The following is a 20,844-nucleotide window of genomic DNA, read 5'->3' on the forward strand; positions in this document are numbered from 1 at the left end:
TTAGCCGTGCATCGCGGGAGCTCGTTGCCAGTCCAGTTCGCTGGCGGGCATCGGGCGTCCAAACCAGTAGCCCTGGCCCAGATCACAGGTGAGATCGAGCAGTAATTGTGCTTGCTCGACGTGCTCAATCCCTTCTGCCTGCACAGCCAAGCCCATGCTTTGAGACAGTGCGATGACTGCGCGAACAATCGCCACGTCGTCATTGTCTGCTGGTAGCCCGGCGACAAATCCTTGATCGATTTTGAGCTTCTGCACAGGCAACTGCTTGAGGCGTAGCAAAGACGAAAAACCCGTTCCAAAATCGTCAATGGCCAGTCGCAACCCCAAGGTGCGCAGGCGGTGCATTTGCTCTAGTGCGGCTTGCGAATCGTCCATCACAGCACTTTCCGTGACTTCCAACTCCAACAGTGCCGGGTCCAGACCGGTATCGGCCAGTACCGTAGACACCAGCGTGAACAGTTCGGGGCGAGCAAACAAACGGCTGGAGATATTAACGGCCACAAACGACAACTCGACGCCAGCCGATTGCCACTGGCCCATTTGCCAGCAGGCTTGCTCCAACACCCACGCGTCGATTTCGGCAATCAGACCGGTTCGTTCGGCGATAGGAATAAATTCGCCCGGCGATATCAAACCTCGCACCGGATGCTGCCAGCGCACCAGCGCCTCAACGCCAATCAGTTGGCAGGTCTTGAGGTCATGCACCGGCTGGTAGTACACACGCAGCTCTTGTTGCTCCAATGCCCGGCGCAAATCATTGGCCACTTCTACCCGGTATTGCGCGTGAGTGGTCAGCTCTTCGGTGTAGACGGCATAGCCCTCGCGCCCCGCTTTTTTGGCCTTGTACAACGCCGAGTCGGCGTTACGCAGTAATTGCTCGGCGTTTAAAGCGTCACGGGGGAATACGCTGATGCCCACGCTGGCACTGATAAACAGCTGATGTTTCTCAACCTCAAAGACCCCTTTCATCACCTCCAACACCTGCTGCGCAGCCAACGCCGCTTCAGCCGTGCGCGGGCAATTGTCGACCAACACGGCAAATTCATCGCCTCCCAATCGAGCCACTGTGAAACCTTTGCCGAACAGACGCTGCAAACGGTCCGCGACCCTTTTGAGCAACAAATCACCGATGTTATGGCCCAGGCTGTCATTGACGATTTTGAAGTGATCAAGATCAATCATCAGCAGCGCGCACCCAGAAGAATGCCGTAGCGCCGAGGCTAATGCCTGCTCAGTGCGATCGGTAAACAACAGTCGGTTGGGCAAGTCGGTCAGCGCGTCGTGGTGCGCCAATCGGGTCAATTCGGTCTGGGATTTTTTTATCGCCGAAATATCCGTGAAGACTGCGACATAGTGAGTCACCTGCCCTTTGCCATCGGTGATCGCGCGGACCGTTTGCCACTGCGGATACACCTCGCCATCTTTGCGCCGATTCCAGATCTCACCATTCCAGTCACCACTTTCTTGCAATGACTTGAACACCGCCTGATAGAACTCGGGGCCATGACGGCCCGACTTGAACATATTGGGGCGGTGGCCCAACACCTCGGCGGCGGTATAGCCGGTGATTTCAACCAGCGCACGGTTCACATGCACAATCGTGCCCCTGCAGTCTGTGACCAGCACGCCTTCACGTGTGCAATCGAACACCACGGCCGCTTGGCGAAGGCGTTCTCGATCCTGGCGTTGATGCTTCAAACGGGCGCCTACCCCCATAAAACTGAGCAGCCGTGCACGGGCTATAAAAATCAACACGGCGCTAATAAACGCCCATAAATAACCGTTGATCCGTTGCCACTGGGCCAACTGCCCCCAATCATCGAAATAACTGTTCAATAAATGATCAGATATTTGCAGCCAGAAAACCGATAACAGCCCGTACAACAGGGCCGCACGCAAGGCATCGCGATAAGAAACCGACATAAGAAAGTTAAAGCACCTACAAAAAAAGAGGAATTATAGTGTAAGAAACATCTGAATACTCTTATCTGAAAGGTCGACTGGTTTTATCTGGCAGCAAGAGGATAATGCGCGTTGCAATTTTTTTTTGTCTTCCCGAGGGCCAAACAGCCTATGTGGTACAACGGTTTTCTCGACTTGTCAGCCTGGCAACTGGTTGCAGTCACCCTGTTGATGACCCACGTGACCATCATTGGGGTCACGGTTTATCTGCATCGCTATTCAGCGCACCGCTCTTTGGAGCTTAACGGTGGTCTGAAACACTTCTTCCGCTTCTGGCTGTGGTTGACCACTGCGCAGAACACCCGCGAGTGGACTGCCATCCACCGTAAGCACCACGCAAAATGCGAAACCGTTGATGACCCGCACAGCCCGGTCATCAAGGGGTTATCGACTGTTTTGCGCAAAGGTGCAGAGCTGTACCGCGAAGAGGCACAAAACGCGGAAACACTGCGCATTTACGGTAAGAACTGCCCTGAAGACTGGATAGAGCGAAACCTGTATTCGCGCTACAAATTACTGGGCGTGGGCATCATGCTAGCCATTGACCTGCTCTTGTTCGGCGCCATCGGCCTGACCATCTGGGCGATCCAGATGATGTGGATCCCGGTGTGGGCTGCAGGCGTGGTCAACGGTCTGGGCCATGCTGTGGGTTATCGCAACTTTGAGTGCCGCGATGCGGCGACCAATCTGGTGCCGTGGGGCATCATCATTGGCGGTGAAGAGCTGCACAACAACCACCATACCTACCCCAACTCGGCCAAGATGTCGGTCAAGAAATGGGAGTTCGACCTGGGCTGGGCGTGGATCAAAGTGTTCAGCTTTTTACGTCTGGCCAAGGTTCAGCGCGTTGCGCCGATTGCCCACCGGGTTGAAGGCAAAGGCAACTTGGACATGGACACCGCAATGGCGATCCTCAATAACCGATTCCAAATCATGGCGCAGTACCGCAAGTTAGTGATTGCACCCTTGGTGCAGCAGGAGCTGTCCAAGGTTGATCACTCGGTTCGCCACCAGTTCCGTCGCGCCAAGCGTTTGCTTTCGCGTGAAACCAGCCTGCTTGAAGATCGCCATCACCAGCGTATCGAAACCCTGCTGGAGCATAGCCAGTCGCTCAAAGTGATTTACGAAAAACGCCTGGCGCTGCAACAGATCTGGGTCAAAACCAGCACCAACGGCCACGACATGCTGGCGGCTATCAAAGAGTGGGTACATGAAGCAGAAGCCAGCGGGATTCAGTCGTTGCGCGAGTTTGCCAATCAGTTGAAGACCTACTCATTGCGGCCTGCTAAAGCGTAAAGGCTACTACCCTCACCCCAACCCTCTCCCAGAGGGAGAGGGGGCTGGTTTGGGTTGATCTTGAGGCCGCGTGCGGTCAGTTCCCTCTCCCTCTGGGAGAGGGCTAGGGTGAGGGGCTTTGCTTCTTCACCAACCGCGCCAACTCTAACGGCCCGACTTTCAACAGTCGGGCCGTTTTGCTTTCAGCAAGTGACTCAACCTCCTCGTCTGACGGCAGATTGGCGACTTGAGCGGCCAAATTCATGACCAGCGCCTCGCGCGAATACACACCGCCGCCCAAGTGATAAATCGCTGCGATCAATTCCCGCAATTCCAACGGCAAGCGCCAGCGAGTGCGCAATGCGGAACCATAGGCGGCACCAAATTCGGCCAAAGATGCGTCAATCATCTGTGTGTCCAGCTCGCCACCGGCCAACTGCCATTCCTGTAAACAGCGCAACACCGCCAGATCACCCATGCGATGCAGCAGCCCTGCGTAATAACAACGTGCTTTGTCCAGGTTCAAGATGCCTGCCAAGGTACGACCATACTCTGCTGTGCGCAGTGACACGGCCCACTGCTGCTGCGCGTAGTCAGCCAGGCAAGGGTCGGTCAGATAGGCACTCTGCTTTAGTGCCAGCCCTTGAATAAGGTTCACGCTTTGCGTCGCTCCCAAGCCTTGCAAGGCCTGCCCAAGCGTCTGCACCGGACGGGGCAGATGTTTGGCGGCGCTATTGACCGCCGCAATCAATACCGCACCGATTTGCGGATCAGTATGTGCGTACTGCTCAAGCAACCCGAGGTCAAGACCGACAGGCCCCATGCTCTGTTTGACGACCGCGTGGACATCCACCGACAGCGGTGCGCCATCACATGAGGTTCGTCGCTGCGTCAAAAAGCCTTTGAGCGTCATGCTCGCAGACAGTGCCGGCACATCACACGAGACCGCTTGCCCAGCACTTAGCAACAAGGTTTGCAGGCGTCGGGTCAAACCACTCATGTCCAACGGTTTAGTCAGATAGGCCGTAGGCGCCAAGGGCAAGGCTTCGCGCACGCTGGCGCTGTCACTGCGCTCACTCAGTAAGATAAAAGGCTGTGGAGTACTGCGACGCAGTTGGCGAACCATGCGCAGCAAATCCAGCCCGCCAATGCCCGGTAATTTGCCGTCAGCTATGACCAGATCGTAGTTTTTTTGCTTCAAGAGCGTCAGTGCTTGCGGACCTTCCTGGCACACGTCCAGCTGCGCATCGCAGCGCACACTCAACACCATCTGTTTAAGCAAATCGCGAGTCCACGTGTCTGGCTCGGCGATCAGCACGCTCGGTACTGCCAGTGAATCTACAGCTGTCATCCAATTTGCTCCCGGCGTAATGCCTGCACCTTAGTCAAAGGGAGCCCGCGCCGGTAGAAAAAATACGCAAATGATTCGCCCAAACCAAAAAAAACCGCCGAAGCGGTTTTTTTTGTCTATCGAGTCACAATTCAGGCATCAGGACTCATGCCAGCTCAGCGAAGCACTCTTCGATGATGGCCAGACCTTTGTCCAGTTGCTCGTCAGGCGAGGTCAACGGCACCAACACACGCAGGACGTTGCCGTATGGGCCGCATGACAGCAGGATTAAACCTTTCTCACGCGCCTTGGCAACTACTTGAGCCACCGCGGCCGCGTTCGGCTTGTGTGTATCACCGCCTTCAAACAGCTCCACGGCGATCATCGCGCCCAAAGCGCGTACATCACCGATGACCGGGTACTTGGCCTGGATGGCTTTGAGACCCGTAACCAGACGCTCGCCAACCGCTTTGCAGCGATCCAGCAGGTGCTCCTCTTCAAACACCTCAAGCACAGCCAACGCAGCGGCGCAGGCAATAGGGCTGCCGGCATACGTGCCACCCAGACCACCCGGTGCGATGGCGTCCATCAGCTCAGCCTTGCCGCATACGCCGGCCAATGGGAAGCCGCCCGCGATGGATTTGGCGAAAGTGGTCAGGTCGGCAGTGATGCCCATCTGTTCCATGGCGAAGAACGTGCCTGTACGGCCCGCGCCGGTTTGCACTTCGTCAGCGATCAACAGAATGCCGTGCTTGTCACACAGCTCGCGCAAGCGAGCCATGAACGCTTTCGGTGCCACGTAGAAACCACCTTCGCCCTGTACCGGCTCGATGATGATGGCAGCGATGTCTTTAGGCTCAGCGTCGTTCTTGAAGATGCGCTCAATGCTGGCGATCGAATCGTCAACGCTGATGCCGTGCAGCTCGCACGGGAACAGGGCGCGGAAGATACCGCCGGGCATCAGGCCCATGCCGGCCGAATAAGGCACGACTTTACCCGTCAGGCCCAAGGTCATCATGGTGCGACCGTGGTACGCGCCAGTGAAAGCAATCACGCCTGCACGGCCAGTAGCAGCACGGGCGATTTTCACGGCGTTTTCAACCGCTTCAGAGCCTGTGGTGACCAGCAGGGTTTTCTTGTCGAAATTGCCCGGCACCTTGGCGTTTATTTTTTCGCACAGCTCAACGTACGGCTCATAGGCCAATACCTGAAAGCAGGTGTGGGTCAACTTGGTCAGTTGCCCTTGCACAGCCGCGATGATTTTTGGGTGCAGGTGACCGGTGTTCAGTACGGCAATACCGCCCGCAAAGTCGATGAACTCACGACCTTCAACGTCGGTCACCGTGGCGTTCTTCGCCGACTCGGCAAAGATCGGGTGGATCTGGCCAACACCGCGCGGTACAGCGGCTTCACGGCGTTTCATCAGAGATGCGTTGGTCTTGTTGCTCATGATGTCCTCATTCGCCGCTTATCACGCGGCGTGGTTCAAGTCTGACGCGCCTAAGTCGCGGCCTTGCCAGCATTCGATGATCGACTGGCATGGCGCACCCGGCCACAAAAGTTAACGATTTGAAGCACAGAGGGGGCATCGCTCTCGTGCCCCTACTGCTGAACCACCCGCCGAGTTAGATGCTCAGGCAGAGATATTTGATTTCCAGATAGTCTTCGATGCCGTACTTCGAGCCTTCACGGCCCAGGCCTGACGCCTTGATACCGCCAAACGGCGCCACTTCGTTGGAGATCAGACCGGTGTTAACGCCCACCATGCCGTATTCCAGCGCTTCGGCTACACGGAACACACGGCTCATGTCGCGCGCATAGAAGTAAGATGCCAGACCGAACTCGGTGTCGTTGGCCATCGCGATGACTTCAGCTTCGTCGGTGAAGCGGAACAATGGCGCCAACGGGCCAAAGGTTTCTTCCTTCGCGACTGCGGCGTTTTTCGGCACATTGATCAGAATGGTCGGCTCAAAGAAGCTGCCTTCCAGGCTGTTGCCGCCAGCCAGCACCGTCGCGCCTTTACTAACCGCGTCAGCAATATGCTCTTTGACTTTGGCCACAGCCTTGTCGTCAATCAGCGGGCCTGTCGTGGTGCCTTCTTCAAGACCGTTGCCGATCTTCAATTTAGCCACTGCAACTTTCAGCTTCTCAGCGAACGCGTCATAAACACCGTCTTGAATGTACAGACGGTTGGCGCACACGCAGGTCTGACCGTTGTTGCGGTACTTGGAAATGATCGCGCCTTCGACGGCCTTATCCAGATCAGCGTCGTCAAACACGATAAACGGCGCGTTGCCGCCCAGTTCCAGCGACACTTTTTTGATGTCCTTGGCGCATTCAGCCATCAGTTGGCGACCGATTTCAGTCGAGCCCGTGAAGGACAATTTACGCACGATCGGGTTGCTGGTCAGCTCGCCGCCGATGTCGCCGGCGCTGCCGGTCACAACACTCAATACACCTTTTGGAATACCGGCACGGTGCGCCAGCTCAACCAGTGCCAGTGCCGAGAATGGGGTTTGCGAAGCCGGTTTGATCACCATGGTGCAACCCGCCGCCAGCGCAGGGCCGGCTTTACGAGTGATCATGGCGGCCGGGAAGTTCCACGGGGTGATAGCGGCGGTAACGCCGATCGGTTGTTTGATCACGATCAGGCGCTTATCGGGCTGGTGACCCGGGATGACGTCGCCATAAATGCGCTTGGCTTCTTCCGCGAACCATTCGATAAACGAGGCCGCGTAGACGATTTCGCCTTTGGCTTCGGCCAATGGCTTGCCTTGTTCGAGCGTCATCAGGCGGCCTAAATCGTCCTGGTTCTCGATCAGCAGCTCAAACCAGCGACGCAGCTTGGTCGCACGCTCTTTGGCGGTCAGTGCACGCCAGGCAGGCAGTGCATTGTCTGCGGCTTCGATGGCGCGACGGGTTTCAGCAGCACCCATTTTTGGCACCGTACCGATAATTTCACCGGTCGCCGGGTTGTTGACCTTGATCGTCTGACCACCGTCCGCGTCTACCCAGGCACCATCGATGTAGGCTTGCTGGCGAAACAACTGTGCGTCTTTGAGCTGCATGTGGGCTTTCCTTAACAGCACCGCGCAGGCGCGGGGCGAATTATTGAGAGTAGAAAGGCGCCATGAAAGGCTGCCGTCAGGAAGTCATTCACTTACCAAAGTATCTAAATGACGCACAAAGATATGGCCGTGCGGTTCAGCACTCAGACAAGAGCGTTTGAAATCTCAAACGAATCCTAGGGACAAAGGGGGTAAAGGACAATAGCCTGTTCGAAAAAAAGAACAAGCCAGTGTTTTATACCGTTTTGTCTCTTGTCGCCATTAATAGCCTATAACCCGCAAGGAATCACCCGACGAATCAGCGGCATGGACGGGCGACACGCAGATGAGTATCATGGCGCCCGCGTCGCACCAGTAGCTCAGCTGGATAGAGTACTGCCCTCCGAAGGCAGGGGTCGTGGGTTCGAATCCCGCCTGGTGCACCATTCTTCCTCCCTTGTCCAAGGGACTCGCGTCAAAACACCCTCGCCCCGCTCATTGCCGCTTCCGGCACTGCGTATCTGTGGCCAATCGAAAACGACTGCATCGACATCTCTGCGGGCATCTATGCTTGCCGGGACTCTTCGCGTGCCTGCTCAAAAGGATTGGATTATGGAACTGATTCGCCTGTCTAGCCTAATGCGCAGGAGCGCAGCCATCACGGCTGGCCTGCTATTTATGGGCGGTGCCGCAGCAGCGCGGGCCGACGATGCGTGCGCCGCGTTGGCGACGCTGGCCCTGCCCGACACCACCATCACCGAAGCCCGGACTGTCCCGGCAGGTGAATACGCCATGCCACAAAACCCGCTCACCCGGTTGGCCAGCTATTCAGGGATGAACGTCGCAGGCCTTCCGGAGAATGGTCCCAATCCGGCCTTCTGCCGCATTGCGGCCACGCTTAAACCGACCAGCGATTCAGACATCAAGATTGAGGTGTGGCTACCGCTTAAAGGCTGGAACGGCAAGTTCCTCGGTGTAGGCAGTTTTGGTTGGGGCGGCGCGATGATGTTCCCGGCGATGTTGACCGGGATTGAACAAGGTTACGCCACAGCGGCAACGGATACGGGGCACGACTCCAGTACCGAGGAAGGCAAGGGAGGACGCTTTGCACTGGGCCACCCCGAAAAACTGGTCGACTATGCGTGGCGGGCCGATCACTTGATGACCGTGCAGGCCAAAGCCTTGATCAAGGCCTACTACGGCCAGTCGCCCAGCCGTTCTTACTGGATCGGTTGTTCGTTGGGGGGGCTTGAAGGCCTGATCGAGGCCAAGCGCTTCCCTGAAGATTACGACGGTGTTGTCGCAGGCGCGCCGCCGAACCCGATCGTCAAGTTCAATGCTGCACAGCTCTGGACCAGTTGGTTGATCAGCCACAATCCCAACGCGCACATGACCCAAGAGAAATTCGACCTCGTTGCTAAAGCCGCACTCCAGCGGTGCGCCTCACCGGTCGGCCGTAAGCAGGGATTTATCGAGGAACCGGATAAATGCGATTTTGAGCCCGAGCAGTTGTTGTGCAAAGGCAACGAAACAGCTGATTGTCTGACCGCGGCTCAGGTAGACCTGATGAAACAGATCTACCAAGGGCCAATCAACCCCCGTACCCATGAGGTGATTTTCCCCGGCCCGGCCAAAGGCAATGAAAGCCTGCTCGGTGAATTTGTGGATGGCAAACCGTTTCCCGTGGCGTTGGACTTGTTCCAGTACGCCGCGTTTCAGGACCCCGGCTGGGACTGGACAACCCTGGACTGGGACAAGACCGTCAATGAGGCTATCAACCGCCTCGGCCCCCTGATGCATGTGGACGACAATTTAAACCCGTTCTTCTCTCGTGGCGGCAAGCTACTTATGTATGTGGGCTGGAACGATTTTCATAACGGCCAGGAACTGGCCGACTACTACGAGGCACTGATACGCAACGCGGGCGCAGAGATGCGCGATTCGGCACGTCTGTTTTTGGTGCCGGGGATGGGCCATTGCTATGGCGGCGCAGGGTGCGACACGTTCGATAAATTGAGCTACATCGACAATTGGGTAGAACACGGCGTGGCACCGCAGCGGATCGTGGCATCGAAAGTAGTCGATGGCAAAGTCGTCCGCACACGGCCGCTGTGTGCCTATCCGTCCGTGGCGCGGTATGACGGTAAAGGCGATATCGACAATGCCGCCAGCTATGCCTGTGTGGAAGGGACTGCGAAAAAAACCTGAAGACGCGGTTTGGCTCCAACCTTGTAGCCGGTTTAACGATTTAACGGTGGCTTGCCCGCCGATTGCAGCCTTCGTACCTCGTCAGCAGCTACACACCTTAAAAACGTGTAGCCGCTGGCAAATCGGACGAATTACTCCTGAACGCTCATGCCGCCAAAACGGTTCATCATGGCGGCGATAAACTCTTCAAGGCTCATTTTCTGACCGTTCAAGTCCACTTGGCCTGCGGCATAGTTGAGTGACGCAAGGATGTTGGCCCCCTCCACTTTTGCCAGCCCGCTCTGTACGGCCAGGACACCCGCCGTTTCGCTGTTGAGTTGAGCCATTTCGGCAATAATTTGTGGGTCGGTTTGCCCTTCCAATTGCGCCTGAACATTCGACAAATCAGCAATCATCGGTTTGGACAACTGCAGCTTGGCCTCCAGCGATGTAACCAGTTGTTTAACCAGATCGATTGGCGGCTGTTCAAACGAAGCCGGCTTGGCAAGGCTCGCCGCAACATGGAACTGGCTTTCGCCGTTGGCCGTTTTAAGTGCGAGGTTTTCAAGCGCCAACTGAGGTTTGGCTGCCAGCAATTTTTCGAGGTCGGCTTGCATCTGTATTTGTTCAGCCGGGGTCAACTGCGCCACAGGTAGTGTGCCGTCCGCGTGTGGCTGGAATTTGGTCTGATAAATCTGCAACAACGATTGCATCGCCGGAATATCCACACTGCTGGCCGTCATGACCACTTTCGCGCTGCCCACAGATTTGCCGTCCAGTGTGATGTCACCGACGTTATATGCCAGTCGCCCGGACAACAGGGTGTCTTTGGCAGACGCCGAGCCCGCGTATTCAAAATTTTTGATCTTGGCCACCGATTGGCGTTCACCAAAGGTCAGTTGGCCTTCGCTCAGCTCCAGAATATTTTGCCCAAGGTAGAAGCCATAAGGACTTTTATTCAGGTCGCTGGCCAGGGTGAGCCCATTGAGCTCAACCAGCACGGGAGGTTTGTCAGCTGAAACAGCATGGACTTTTAGGTGGTCCATGTAGCCTTTGGCTTTGATGTTTTGCCCATCGGCATCGGACTGGGCGTCCATGGTCAAACCTGAAAAGCTGAGGTTCGAGGTTTCATCCAGCGCCAGCTCAAGGGGCAGTATCTCCGTATGGGCGTCAACCGAGCGGTTATAACCCAGCGTGACCTGGCCCTTAAGCGGAGACTGATCTTTAGCCGCGGCAAACCATTTTTCAGTGGATGGGGTTTTTTCCAGCGCATAGTTGCTGGTCGCCATCACTGGCATCCACTTGAACGTCTTGATGCGCGACCACGGCAACGGACCGTGCTCGATGTGGTCGACAAACTGCATGATCAGCGGCTGAGCATCTGCGCCTGCTGATTCGTCCTGAATGTTCACGCGGTAACGCGCGGTGCTGCTGTATAGCCCGCGATCAATGGAAACCAATTCGACAGTGGCGCGGGTCGCGGTGCCTTTGAGCTGTGTGGCAAGTGCCTGATTGCCCTGCTCAATCGAAGTCTTGAGCACGCCCTCAAGTTTGGTGCCGGTGTACCAAGCGCCAGCCGTATTAAGGGCCTCTGCGACGACAACAATTCCTACCAGTACGCCTAATGGTTTATTCATCAATTGACCCGTTCAATGTCCGTTGTGTTGAAAGATGTGCGGTCTTGTTGGGCCCCTCATGGGCCAAAAAGTGGCTGCAGGTTAACACTGCAAAGAACGTTTAAACGATGACAGCTGCTTCACCTGAATATAGGCAAGGCCGCTCAATTTCATCGAATTGAAAGGTCAGACTCAGAAGGGCAGCACTTCAGGCGTAAACCAGCACACTGCTAGTCATGATCACAGAAGTCTCTTCCTACAGAATTAAGAGAAACATCTGAACATTCGTACTGAAACAACTCACGGCTTCGCTTGAGTCACCGTTGACGGTGGTGCCTGTGGTTTTTGCGCTGACTCCCATCCGCCACCGAGTGCCAAGAACAGATCAATCTGGCTCATGGCGACTTGGGTATTAGCCGCAGCCAGTTGAGCTTTCACATCGGTATAGGTGCGGGTGGCTTGCAGGTCGGCGAGAAACGATTCGCGCCCGGCCTGATAGAACTGGCGGGTTTGCTCGGCCGCTGTTTTCGCCGACTCATCCGCTTCAGCCAGCGCATCTCGGCGCTGTAACAAGGCGGTGTACTGAACGAGGCTGGTCTGGGTTTCACGGATGGCGTTGAGCACCACACCGTCAAATTTGGCCAGCGCACCTTGAGTGGCCGCTTCTGCCTCTCGAATCCGCGCCCGCGAGCCGTTAGTCGGAATGGTCCAGCTCAGCAATGGGCCGAATCCCCAGCGATTGGTCGGTGCGGTGCCCAAATTATCGATAATTCCAACGGTGCCGATGCTCGCACCAATGCTGATATCCGGGTACAGGGAGCCTGTGGCCACACCAATTTGGGCAGTTGCTGCAGCGAGATGGCGCTCAGCCTGACGTACATCCGGACGGCGTTTGAGCAGTGCCGCGCCGTCACCCACGGGCAGTAGTTGAGCGATATGTGGAAGTTCGGCGCAAGTGGCCACGCCAGCTGGAAGTTGGTCGAGCGGCTTGGCCAGAAGCATTGATAAACGGAACAGGCCCGACTGTCGCATGGCCTGATAACGCGGCAGTTCAGCGCGCAAGGATCTGAATTGGGTTTCGGAGCGGGTTACTTGGGTTTCGTCGCCACGGCCCGCGTCACGCAGGCGTTGAGTCAAGGTGGTGCTTTGTGACTGGAGGCGTAATGACTCTTCAGCAATTTCACGTTCTTCGTTGGCCGAACACACTTGTGTGTAAGCCCGTACAACGTCGGCCACCACGGTGATACGGGCCGTGTCCGCTGCCGCTTGAGTTGCATCGGCATTGGCCTGGGCGGCTTCTATACCGCGCTGAAACGTACCCCACATATCGAACTGGTAAGAGGTGTTGATGCCCAGATCGCCAACGTTGGCCACCGGCACTTTGTCTGCCAGCAAGAATGCCTCACCCGACTCCTGCAAACGTTGCGCACCCGCCTTCACGGAGCCACTCCAGCCACCCGCCGACTGAGCTTGCTCAACCTGAGCACGCGCGCGCAACAAGTTCGCAGCGGCCACGCGTAAATCGGTGTTGGAGGCCATGGCCTCGCGCACTAACGCGTTCAGCTTGGGGTCTTGGTAGAGTTTCCACCAATCGTTGGGAACGGGTGCGGACACCACATTAGCGCCCTCTCCCGCCAACTCGCCCTGTAAATCCGGGCGCTGCATAGCTGAATCTTTGGGCAACTGATAATCCGGCCCGAGTAATTGGCAACCTGACAGCAGTAACCCCAGCCCTACGGCCGCCAGGTGTACAGCTTTCATTGCGCAGACTCCTGCGCAGGCTTGACGTCAGGAGCATCATCGATGATCGACACGGTGGCCGTGCGCCCAGCGATCATGCGGAAATCTTCAGGCACGTCATCAAAGGCAATACGCACAGGGATCCGTTGCGCCAGCCGTACCCAGCTGAATGCGGGGTTAACGTTGGGCAGTAGATTTTGGCCGCTGGTACGGTCGCGGTCTTCAATACCCGCCACAATGCTTTCGACATGGCCGCGCAGACGAGCGTTGTCGCCCATCACACGAATATCAACGCGCTGGCCAACACGAATGCCTTCCAGCTTGGTTTCTTCAAAGTAACCATCAATATGAAATGAGCTGCTGTCGACGATCGACAGCACGGGCCGTCCGGCTGTAACGAACTCATTGACCCGGGGGGCGCGGTCATTGACGTAGCCATCGACCGGGCTGCGAACCACTGTGCGTTCAAGGTTGAGCTTGGCGCTGTCCACTGCAACTCGAGCCTCGGTCAGTGCCGCCTGTGCACGCATTTCTCGGGACTGGCTCTCTTCCAGACTCTCGCGGGACACCAGATTGCCCAAGCCGCGATTACGCCGGCTTTCGCGCTGCGCCTGCGCCAGTGATTCCTTGCGGTCAGCCTCGGTCGCTTCAGCTTGGCGCAAGGCCAACTTGAAGCGCTCCTGATCGATGACAAACAACACTTGATCGCGGATCACGGGCTGGTTGTCGCGCACATCCACTTGTTTGATCAGGCCAGAGACATCGGGCGCAATTTGCACCACGTCAGCACGGATATGACCATCGCGAGTCCAGGGGGCAAACATGTAATACATCGTCATGCGCCAGACCACGACGCAGGCAAACGCGACCACCAATAAGGTGAGAACCACGCGGCCCAAGGTCAATACAGGTTTTTTCATGTCATTAGGTATCGACTAAACGAATCTACAACGCCAAGTAGCAGAGCGTAGAGACCGACGTTGAATAAAGCCCGGTGCCAGACCAGGCGGTAAAAGTGCACACGCGTGAGTACTGCGTGAACCAGCAAAAACAGTAAATACGTGATGCCCATCAGCACCAGAAGCGTGGGCAGAAACACCCCGCTGATATCAACCTCACCGATCATAGTGGCGCTCCATCAAGGCCAGGGTTGTGAGGCTGGGGCAGGTTGTCCTGGTCGACGATGAACTCGACACCCGGCAGGAGCGCCAGACGTAGCCCACTCAGGGCATGAAGTAAGTGCACCCGGGCATCACCCTCGTCTTGCAGGTCATGAATATTCAGGGCCCGACGGGTTCGTTCCAGCGTTATTTGCAGCCCAGTGGGCATAGACAAGCGTTCACCGGCCTTGAGGCAAGCGCTGAAGTATTCGCCTACTTCACGCACCACCTGACCCAACAAGCGTTGTGGCTCACCGCTGACCCGTGGTGAATAGGCCAGCAAGTCCAGCACATTGAGTGCCACCCTGAGGTCGCGCAAAGCACTCCCAGTGTCTTGGCCGGTCAAGGCCAGTCGAGGCAGATGCTGCATCAGACGATCAAGCATTTGCGCACCCATGTGCCGGTGCTCGGCCAAGGAGGCTGGGCGCGTCAGCGAGACAATATCGCGCCAACTGAAGCGAGTCAGGCGCTTAGCCGCCAGTTCGGCGCCAAACGGGCGAGCGATCAACGTCCAGATGAAAGCGAACAGCAAACCAATGGGCCCCGCCAGGTTGGCGTTCATAAACATCAGAAAGTCAGCATCGTAGGCGCCCTGAATGCTGATAAACGAAGCCGTATTAACAATGGTCAGCAAGGTGCCCAGGTAGAAACGCGGTTGCACGGTCAATGTGCCGACACAGATGAACGGCACTGCAAACGCCAGCACCAGCATGGGGAAATCATGCAGGTTGGGCAGGATCACGAACAAATACAAACTGGCGAATACCACCGACAACGAGGTCCAGAAAAAGAACCGGTAAATCTGTGGTGCAGGGTCGTCCATCGCCGCAAAAAAACTACAGGCGACGGCAGCCAAAATGACGGCGCTGGCGCCATCAGACCAGCCGAGCAATATCCACAACACCGAGGCGACCACAATCGCAGTCACGGTAGAAAAAGCTGAATAGAACATCAGGCCACGGTCAAGAAACGGTGTCAGACGGCCCAGCCTCCAATGCCGGTAAACCGCTCGCCAAGGCTGCTGACTGCCCGTGGCGATAGCATGCTGAAGGCTGCGGCAGTCTTGCCATAAATCAATCCACTCACCCAGCCGGTAGAGCACGTTGGAGAACACCAGTTGGCGTCGATCATCGAGTGCTTCAGCACTGGGTTGCAGCAGCTCCAGTTCATGGCGCAAGGCCTTCCAAGCCTCAACCGGGGCACCCTCATGAGTCCTTTCAAGCCACTCGCGAGTTTTAGCCAACAGGGGCTGAACTCTATCCTGCTGTTCAGGTGTACGACGCTCCAATGCATACAACGCATCATCCAGTGCGTCGACCACCGGTAATAAATGAATCATGCGGCCGCGCAGTTCTTTGGTATTGCGCACGGTCTGCGGCAAGGCGCCTTCGTGGGGCAGTTGGCCAATCATCAACTCCAGACTGTTGAAGGTTGCCACCATTGAGGAGCGCAAACCGCTGGCTTTAGCCGGGTCTACATCACGCGCCAGAAAGTGTTTGCTGTAGTGGGCGGCGTCGTTCAGCCAGCGAGTAGCCGCCTCGACAAACACTGGCGCCAGGCGCCGCGGCCAAAACATGCTGCCGACAACGGCCGCGCAGACGATGCCGAGCATGATCTCTTCAGTCCGCGAAACGGCAATGTCGAATACATTCAGCGGGTTATCCACAATCGGCAAGGCGATCATGGGCATGGTGTAGCCCGCAAGCATAAAAATATAGCTGTTGGCCGTGCGCAGGTGCAGCGACAAGAACAGCAAAATGCCCGTCCAAAGCGCGATCACCAGCACCAGCAAAAAGGGGGTTTGCACAAATAATGGAACAAAAAACACGGCGGCTGCCGCGCCAATCAGCGTCCCCAACGCCCGGTAGACGGCTTTAGAACTCGTCGGCCCGACGAAGGGGCTGGAGACAATATAAACCGTCGCCATGGCCCAGTACGGACGCGGCATTTCCATCCATAAAGCGATATACAACGCGATCATGGAAGCGGCAAAGGTACGCACGCCGTAAAACCAGTCGCGAGCAGGCGGCATGCTACTGAAAAAACCGTTCAAGAGGATGCTCGATCAGTTAGTTGACCTGAAGCCTCAAAAGCTTTGATCACCCGCAGTGCCGCTTCTTGATCTGCCACAGAGACTCCAGCCAACGCCATGCGCCGCAATTCTACAAGTTGCGCTTCAATCGCCTGCGCCACAGCACGTCCGGTGTCGGTCAGGCTCAGGGATTTGGCTCGGCGGTCGCTGGCGTCTTCATTGCGCACTACGTAGCCGGACCTGCACAACTGGTCGAGCAGACGCACCAGTGAAGGGCTTTCCATGCCGGCCGCCTGTGCCACAGTGACTTGGCGCACGCCGTCACCCAAGCGGCCGATGATCAGCAGCGGCATCGCACAGGCTTCAGAAATCCCGTAATTGATCAGCGTGGTCTGGCAGACGCGACGCCAATGGCGCGTCGCTACTACCATGCCGGAGCTGATATTCATTTGAAGCAGATCAAGAGTGTCAGGCAAGAGGCATCACATAATGTTAGTTTGCTAACTATTAATTCTGCGATGCCAATTGATAACAGTCAAGTGTTGCCAGTTATTTCTGTTATTCCATTTTGGGTTTTACGTGCAATCGCTCATTGAGCTCATCGACGGGAATCGCCCATTCGGCATCCGCCTTGAGCTGCTCCTTCAAAAAAGCCCGTTGACTGTCATTCCAAAATTCAGCTTCAGACAATTTAACGTCGTCAGGGATTAGATGTGCCCCGATAAACGCCTCGATTTCAGCATCGGATGACGGCAGGCCAAGTTGGTCAAACAGAAGGTTGATGCTAGGGATTGGCTCTTGCATGGGACGGGCTCCAGTCAGATGGGACGCAGTCAGCGCCGGTGCAGGTCAAATATAGTCGAGCCTGCGTATCATCGACTGTTAAGTCCTGCGCTTTGTTCCAATGACCTGGAATTGCACTGAATTCATCTGGCTACTCGCTGTTGCCCTACGTCACCAGCTGGCGAATCAGTGTGCCCAGCACACCGGGAGACAATGAAGGTCGCGAGGCGGTGAGACAGTTACACCGCTACAGCTGAGTGCGCCCTGCTTCACCTGACAGCGCACCTTGGACTTTCACGATTAAAAATCGATAGGGCCTCACTAATTCTTTAATCGAAAAAGAGAATGGCCTTATAGGGCCGCTGAACGTGCAGTAACGTTAAACTAATCGTAACAAGTTTGACAGGGATGGGGTCAGTACCTAACGTGGATTGGATCCAAATAGTTAATTTTCGGCATAGGTAGTCTTAACGTGGCCGTCAAAATTTCCCCGCTAAATTGCCTCGACGTATCAGGTCCCATACCCGCTCATTTGGCGCGATCAGTCATTGAGGAAAGCTTACGCACCGCTATTCTGGATGGTCGACTTCCTTGCGGCACAGCTATTCGGCAAGAGGCACTGGCAACCCTCTTTGGAGTCAGCCGTATGCCGGTCAGAGAGGCATTGCGACAATTGGAGGCTCAAGGTTTGCTGCAGGTCGTTCAATACAAAGGTGCAGTCGTTGCGCCGTTGATTGAAGAGGATTCACTGCAAACCTATGAGCTACGCTTATTGCTTGAGGCTCAAGCCATTCGACTGTCGGTACCACTGCTCACCGAAGAAGATTGGGAAGCGGCAGAGGGTTATATCGAGGCACTCGAAGTCGAAACCGATTTCGGAAAAATCGGCTTGCTCAATCGACAGTTTCATCAGGCCCTCTATTGCAAAGCCCCCAATAAAAAATTGTTGGCTCTCGTAGAAGCCGGTCTTATTGAAGAAGAGCGCTTTCTACGCTTTAACCTTGAACAGATGAACTTGGGGAAATTGGCTCAGGACGATCACCGAGCTTTGCTACGGTATGCCCGAGCCAGGAACGTTGATCAGTGCATTGCTGAGTTGGAGCAGCACCTGCAACGCGGAGTTAACGCCATTGCCCAGTATCTGAAAAACCAGAAACCAAAACAGCCCTGACGTTGAAAGCGTCAGGGCTGTGGATAAGTATTCAATGACTATGTGAAATAACTTTAGATTTTGAAGCTGTCGACCAATTGTTTGAGCCGGCTTGCTTGCTGTGACAATGCATCGCAGTCCTTCAGAGTTTCAGTGAGGTTGACCACACCTTGCTGGTTCAGCAGATTGATCTGGTTGATATCGATGTTAAGGGTTTCGACAACCGCTGTTTGCTCTTCAGTCGCTGCTGCGACAGACTGGTTCATTCCGTCAATTTCTTCGATGCGCTTGGTGACGCTGATCAAACGTTCACCCGCTTGATTTGCCACCTCAACGCTTTCTTCACTGGAAGCCTGACTCGCGTTCATGGTGCTGACTGCTTCCCGGGAGCCTACTTGCAACGAGGTGATCATTTTATGAATCTCCTCTGCCGACTCCTGAGTGCGGTGAGCCAAATTGCGGACTTCATCCGCAACCACAGCAAAGCCACGCCCAGCTTCACCCGCACGCGCGGCCTCAATAGCAGCATTGAGAGCCAGCAGGTTGGTTTGCTGAGAGATTCCCTTAATCACATCCAAAATATGGCCAATATTGTCGGTACTGGCATTCAAGGTTTCGATTTGCGCACACGACACGCTGATTTTCTGCGACAACTCGGACATGGCCAGAATGGTCTGCTCTACTACTTTACGACCATCATCAGCCTGCTCGCTTGCCCCACTGGCATGTTGCGAAGCATCGGCCGCGTTACGGGCAATTTCCTGAGTGGCGGCACCCAGTTCATTGATGGCGGCAGCCACACTATTAGTACGCGCACTTTGTTCATCGGAGCCAATAATTGAAGCATTGGACGATGCCATAACGCGCTCGGATAAATCATGAACCTGGCGAATAGCAGAAGACACTTCTGAAATGGATGCGTGAATACGCTCCACAAACAAATTAAACGAACCCGCCATTTCGCCGAACTCATCCTTGTGCTCAATCACCAGACGCCGCGTCAGATCTCCCTCTCCTTGGGCGATGTCATGCATGGCGCGGCCCATCGTAATCAAGGGGCGCATCAACACCTTAATCAAGAGACTCAACAGCAGTGCAATGGCCACTACTGCAATTAACATCGCAATTATTGCTGAAGTCCGAAATTTGGACAGAGGCAAGTAGGCTTTATCTTTGTCCAGCGATTGGGCTATATACCAATCGGCAGACGGCAAACCTGTCACAGGCGTGAAGGAAATAATCCGTTCTTGGCCATTGAGCGTCACTTGCTGAATGCCTTTCTCGATCTTCAGTGAGCTCGACGGGTATATATCCTTCAGGTTTTTCATGACCTGATCGTGTTCCGGGCTAACGATGACCTGGCCATCACCGCTCACAAGAAATGCGTAACCCAAGCCGCCTGAATCTACCGAGTTAATAATCTTGACCAGACTGTCCAGACTCAGATCGCCTCCGACAACTCCCAGCAACTGGCCATCTTTATTGACGGGTATGGCAATGGTCACAATCAAACCGCCCACAGCAGCCATATAAGGCGCTGTCAGCATGGTTTTACCGTTACTTACACCTTCCTTGTACCAAGGGCGCTGGCGGGGGTCATAGCCGTCCGGCATTTTGGCGTCTGGGCGCTGGGTAAACACACCATTGGTCTGACCGACGTAAGTGAATTGAAAGTTCGAGGTTAGCGCGGGCTGGTCGACCAACCCGGCAAGATCTGCCTGGCTGCCTTGATGGGCGATATTTTGCGCAAGGTTTTCGAGTAACAGGATCCGCCCAGCCAGCCAGTTCTGAACACTGCTAGCGGTGAGGTTTCCTGCCTGTTGCACCGACTTTTCAATATTCTGGTTGATGGTATTTCGCTGGAGATAGTCGTTGTACAACGTAAAAAAAGCGAACGCCAGAACCACTACTCCTGAAGCGGCCAGAAGGATTTTATGGCTGAACTTAAGATTCATTTCATGAGACTTCTTATGCCGTAAGGGGGGATGCATGAAGGAAGACAGTCGATAAGCCCTGTACCCGATTCACGCATTGCTCATATAGGCTGTCGGCACTCATTGCAGAACAATGAGCGGATTGTCTCGACTATTTGCAACCACCGGCTTGGATAGTGTTTCTAAAGCGCGTCGAAAAGCCGCCTACGTTACACGTAAGGGCGAAGACCTGATGCTGAGTGCCATTTAAGAAGAAGGGATGTATTGAGGGCAGTTAGAGATTTATGTCTCGCAAAAACAAAACCCCTGTCTGCGTGAGCAGACAGGGGTTTTGGAATTCAATCTTGACGATGACCTACTCTCACATGGGGAAACCCCACACTACCATCGGCGATGCATCGTTTCACTGCTGAGTTCGGGATGGGATCAGGTGGTTCCAATGCTCTATGGTCGTCAAGAAACTCTATGTCAGATCCGTTATGAAAACGTCTCTGCGAAAACTTGGTACTTCTATAAAAACAAAATCCCCGTCTGCGCAAGCAGACAGGGATTTTGGAATTTAATCTTGACGATGACCTACTCTCACATGGGGAAACCCCACACTACCATCGGCGATGCATCGTTTCAC

The 20,844-nt window shown here is 55.3% G+C and carries 15 protein-coding genes, 1 tRNA gene, 1 rRNA gene and 1 pseudogene; 4 read left to right on the plus strand and 14 right to left on the minus strand.

Annotation, left to right across the window (positions count from 1 at the left end):
* Positions 1-1,923 (minus strand): phosphodiesterase DibA, encoded by a 1,923-nt coding sequence (dibA, locus tag GHN86_RS13595; RefSeq protein WP_153380096.1) that lies wholly within the window; start codon positions 1,921-1,923, stop codon positions 1-3.
* A 150-nt stretch (positions 1,924-2,073) separates the two neighbouring features.
* Between dibA and desA the strand changes: the two genes are divergently transcribed.
* On the plus strand, positions 2,074-3,258 hold the full coding sequence (gene desA / locus GHN86_RS13600) for a delta-9 fatty acid desaturase DesA (protein ID WP_153380128.1): 1,185 nt from the start codon (positions 2,074-2,076) through the stop codon (positions 3,256-3,258).
* Between the two features lie 103 nt (positions 3,259-3,361).
* Here the strand turns inward: desA and GHN86_RS13605 are convergent, their stop codons facing one another.
* The 3 genes from GHN86_RS13605 to gabD form a co-directional block, all read right to left on the minus strand.
* A complete protein-coding gene (locus tag GHN86_RS13605; RefSeq protein WP_153386733.1) occupies positions 3,362-4,588 on the minus strand; it encodes an HDOD domain-containing protein in 1,227 nt (408 codons plus the stop codon).
* Positions 4,589-4,733: 145 nt separating this feature from the next.
* Entirely contained in the window at positions 4,734-6,017 is a 1,284-nt protein-coding gene (gene gabT / locus GHN86_RS13610) for a 4-aminobutyrate--2-oxoglutarate transaminase (RefSeq protein ID WP_153380100.1), read from the minus strand.
* A 175-nt stretch (positions 6,018-6,192) separates the two neighbouring features.
* The gene (gene gabD / locus GHN86_RS13615; RefSeq protein ID WP_153380102.1) at positions 6,193-7,635 is read right to left on the minus strand and encodes an NADP-dependent succinate-semialdehyde dehydrogenase; all 1,443 of its coding nucleotides are present in this window, start codon (positions 7,633-7,635) and stop codon (positions 6,193-6,195) included.
* 348 nt (positions 7,636-7,983) lie between these two features.
* Here gabD and GHN86_RS13620 point away from each other — a divergent pair.
* Both GHN86_RS13620 and GHN86_RS13625 read left to right on the plus strand, forming a co-directional pair.
* Positions 7,984-8,060, plus strand: a tRNA-Arg gene (locus GHN86_RS13620).
* Between the two features lie 166 nt (positions 8,061-8,226).
* A complete protein-coding gene (locus GHN86_RS13625) occupies positions 8,227-9,822 on the plus strand; it encodes a tannase/feruloyl esterase family alpha/beta hydrolase (RefSeq protein ID WP_194286241.1) in 1,596 nt (531 codons plus the stop codon).
* Positions 9,823-9,953: 131 nt separating this feature from the next.
* Here GHN86_RS13625 and GHN86_RS13630 read toward each other — a convergent pair whose 3' ends face one another.
* The 7 genes from GHN86_RS13630 to GHN86_RS13660 form a co-directional block, all read right to left on the minus strand.
* Positions 9,954-11,438: a YdgA family protein gene (locus GHN86_RS13630; RefSeq protein WP_153386735.1), complete on the minus strand. Its 1,485-nt coding sequence runs from the start codon at positions 11,436-11,438 to the stop codon at positions 9,954-9,956.
* A gap of 279 nt (positions 11,439-11,717) precedes the next feature.
* Entirely contained in the window at positions 11,718-13,178 is a 1,461-nt protein-coding gene (locus GHN86_RS13635) for an efflux transporter outer membrane subunit (RefSeq protein WP_153386737.1), read from the minus strand.
* Positions 13,175-14,077: an HlyD family secretion protein gene (locus GHN86_RS13640; RefSeq protein WP_153380110.1), complete on the minus strand. Its 903-nt coding sequence runs from the start codon at positions 14,075-14,077 to the stop codon at positions 13,175-13,177. Before GHN86_RS13640 ends, GHN86_RS13635 begins: the two co-directional genes overlap by 4 nt.
* On the minus strand, positions 14,074-14,283 hold the full coding sequence (locus tag GHN86_RS13645) for a DUF1656 domain-containing protein (protein ID WP_153380112.1): 210 nt from the start codon (positions 14,281-14,283) through the stop codon (positions 14,074-14,076). Before GHN86_RS13645 ends, GHN86_RS13640 begins: the two co-directional genes overlap by 4 nt.
* Positions 14,280-16,370, minus strand: coding sequence for an FUSC family protein (locus tag GHN86_RS13650; RefSeq protein ID WP_153380114.1), 2,091 nt, complete (start codon positions 16,368-16,370; stop codon positions 14,280-14,282). The genes GHN86_RS13645 and GHN86_RS13650 overlap by 4 nt, the downstream gene beginning before the upstream one ends.
* Positions 16,367-16,798, minus strand: a complete 432-nt coding sequence (locus GHN86_RS13655) for a MarR family winged helix-turn-helix transcriptional regulator (protein WP_153380116.1) — start codon at positions 16,796-16,798, stop codon at positions 16,367-16,369. Before GHN86_RS13655 ends, GHN86_RS13650 begins: the two co-directional genes overlap by 4 nt.
* Positions 16,799-16,907: 109 nt before the next feature.
* Entirely contained in the window at positions 16,908-17,153 is a 246-nt protein-coding gene (locus GHN86_RS13660; protein WP_153380118.1) for a DUF2789 domain-containing protein, read from the minus strand.
* A gap of 451 nt (positions 17,154-17,604) precedes the next feature.
* Between GHN86_RS13660 and GHN86_RS13665 the strand changes: the two genes are divergently transcribed.
* Positions 17,605-18,303, plus strand: a complete 699-nt coding sequence (locus GHN86_RS13665; protein WP_323369415.1) for a GntR family transcriptional regulator — start codon at positions 17,605-17,607, stop codon at positions 18,301-18,303.
* Between the two features lie 53 nt (positions 18,304-18,356).
* On the opposite strand, the gene GHN86_RS24070 is transcribed toward GHN86_RS13665, so the two are convergent.
* The 3 genes and pseudogenes from GHN86_RS24070 to rrf form a co-directional block, all read right to left on the minus strand.
* Entirely contained in the window at positions 18,357-19,241 is an 885-nt protein-coding gene (locus GHN86_RS24070) for a methyl-accepting chemotaxis protein (RefSeq protein ID WP_397462742.1), read from the minus strand.
* Positions 19,215-20,273: pseudogene (locus GHN86_RS24075) on the minus strand (cache domain-containing protein); the annotation flags it as partial. The pseudogene GHN86_RS24075 and the gene GHN86_RS24070, both read right to left, overlap by 27 nt.
* A gap of 285 nt (positions 20,274-20,558) precedes the next feature.
* A 5S ribosomal RNA gene (rrf, locus tag GHN86_RS13675) occupies positions 20,559-20,674 on the minus strand.
* Between the last annotated feature and the right edge of the window lie 170 nt (positions 20,675-20,844).

Origin of the sequence: Pseudomonas helleri (assembly GCF_009600315.1) — a bacterium.
GTDB lineage: Bacteria > Pseudomonadota > Gammaproteobacteria > Pseudomonadales > Pseudomonadaceae > Aquipseudomonas > Aquipseudomonas helleri_A.

Bases quoted from the DNA above. Each gene is read 5' to 3' on its own strand.
- dibA (WP_153380096.1), bottom strand. From the start codon at position 1,923: ATGTCGGTTTCTTATCGCGATGCCTTGCGTGCGGCCCTGTTGTACGGG.
- desA (WP_153380128.1), top strand. From the start codon at position 2,074: ATGTGGTACAACGGTTTTCTCGACTTGTCAGCCTGGCAACTGGTTGCA.
- GHN86_RS13605 (WP_153386733.1), bottom strand. From the start codon at position 4,588: ATGACAGCTGTAGATTCACTGGCAGTACCGAGCGTGCTGATCGCCGAG.
- gabT (WP_153380100.1), bottom strand. From the start codon at position 6,017: ATGAGCAACAAGACCAACGCATCTCTGATGAAACGCCGTGAAGCCGCT.
- gabD (WP_153380102.1), bottom strand. From the start codon at position 7,635: ATGCAGCTCAAAGACGCACAGTTGTTTCGCCAGCAAGCCTACATCGAT.
- GHN86_RS13625 (WP_194286241.1), top strand. From the start codon at position 8,227: ATGGAACTGATTCGCCTGTCTAGCCTAATGCGCAGGAGCGCAGCCATC.
- GHN86_RS13630 (WP_153386735.1), bottom strand. From the start codon at position 11,438: ATGAATAAACCATTAGGCGTACTGGTAGGAATTGTTGTCGTCGCAGAG.
- GHN86_RS13635 (WP_153386737.1), bottom strand. From the start codon at position 13,178: ATGAAAGCTGTACACCTGGCGGCCGTAGGGCTGGGGTTACTGCTGTCA.
- GHN86_RS13640 (WP_153380110.1), bottom strand. From the start codon at position 14,077: ATGAAAAAACCTGTATTGACCTTGGGCCGCGTGGTTCTCACCTTATTG.
- GHN86_RS13645 (WP_153380112.1), bottom strand. From the start codon at position 14,283: ATGATCGGTGAGGTTGATATCAGCGGGGTGTTTCTGCCCACGCTTCTG.
- GHN86_RS13655 (WP_153380116.1), bottom strand. From the start codon at position 16,798: ATGAATATCAGCTCCGGCATGGTAGTAGCGACGCGCCATTGGCGTCGC.
- GHN86_RS13660 (WP_153380118.1), bottom strand. From the start codon at position 17,153: ATGCAAGAGCCAATCCCTAGCATCAACCTTCTGTTTGACCAACTTGGC.
- GHN86_RS24070 (WP_397462742.1), bottom strand. From the start codon at position 19,241: ATGGCGGGTTCGTTTAATTTGTTTGTGGAGCGTATTCACGCATCCATT.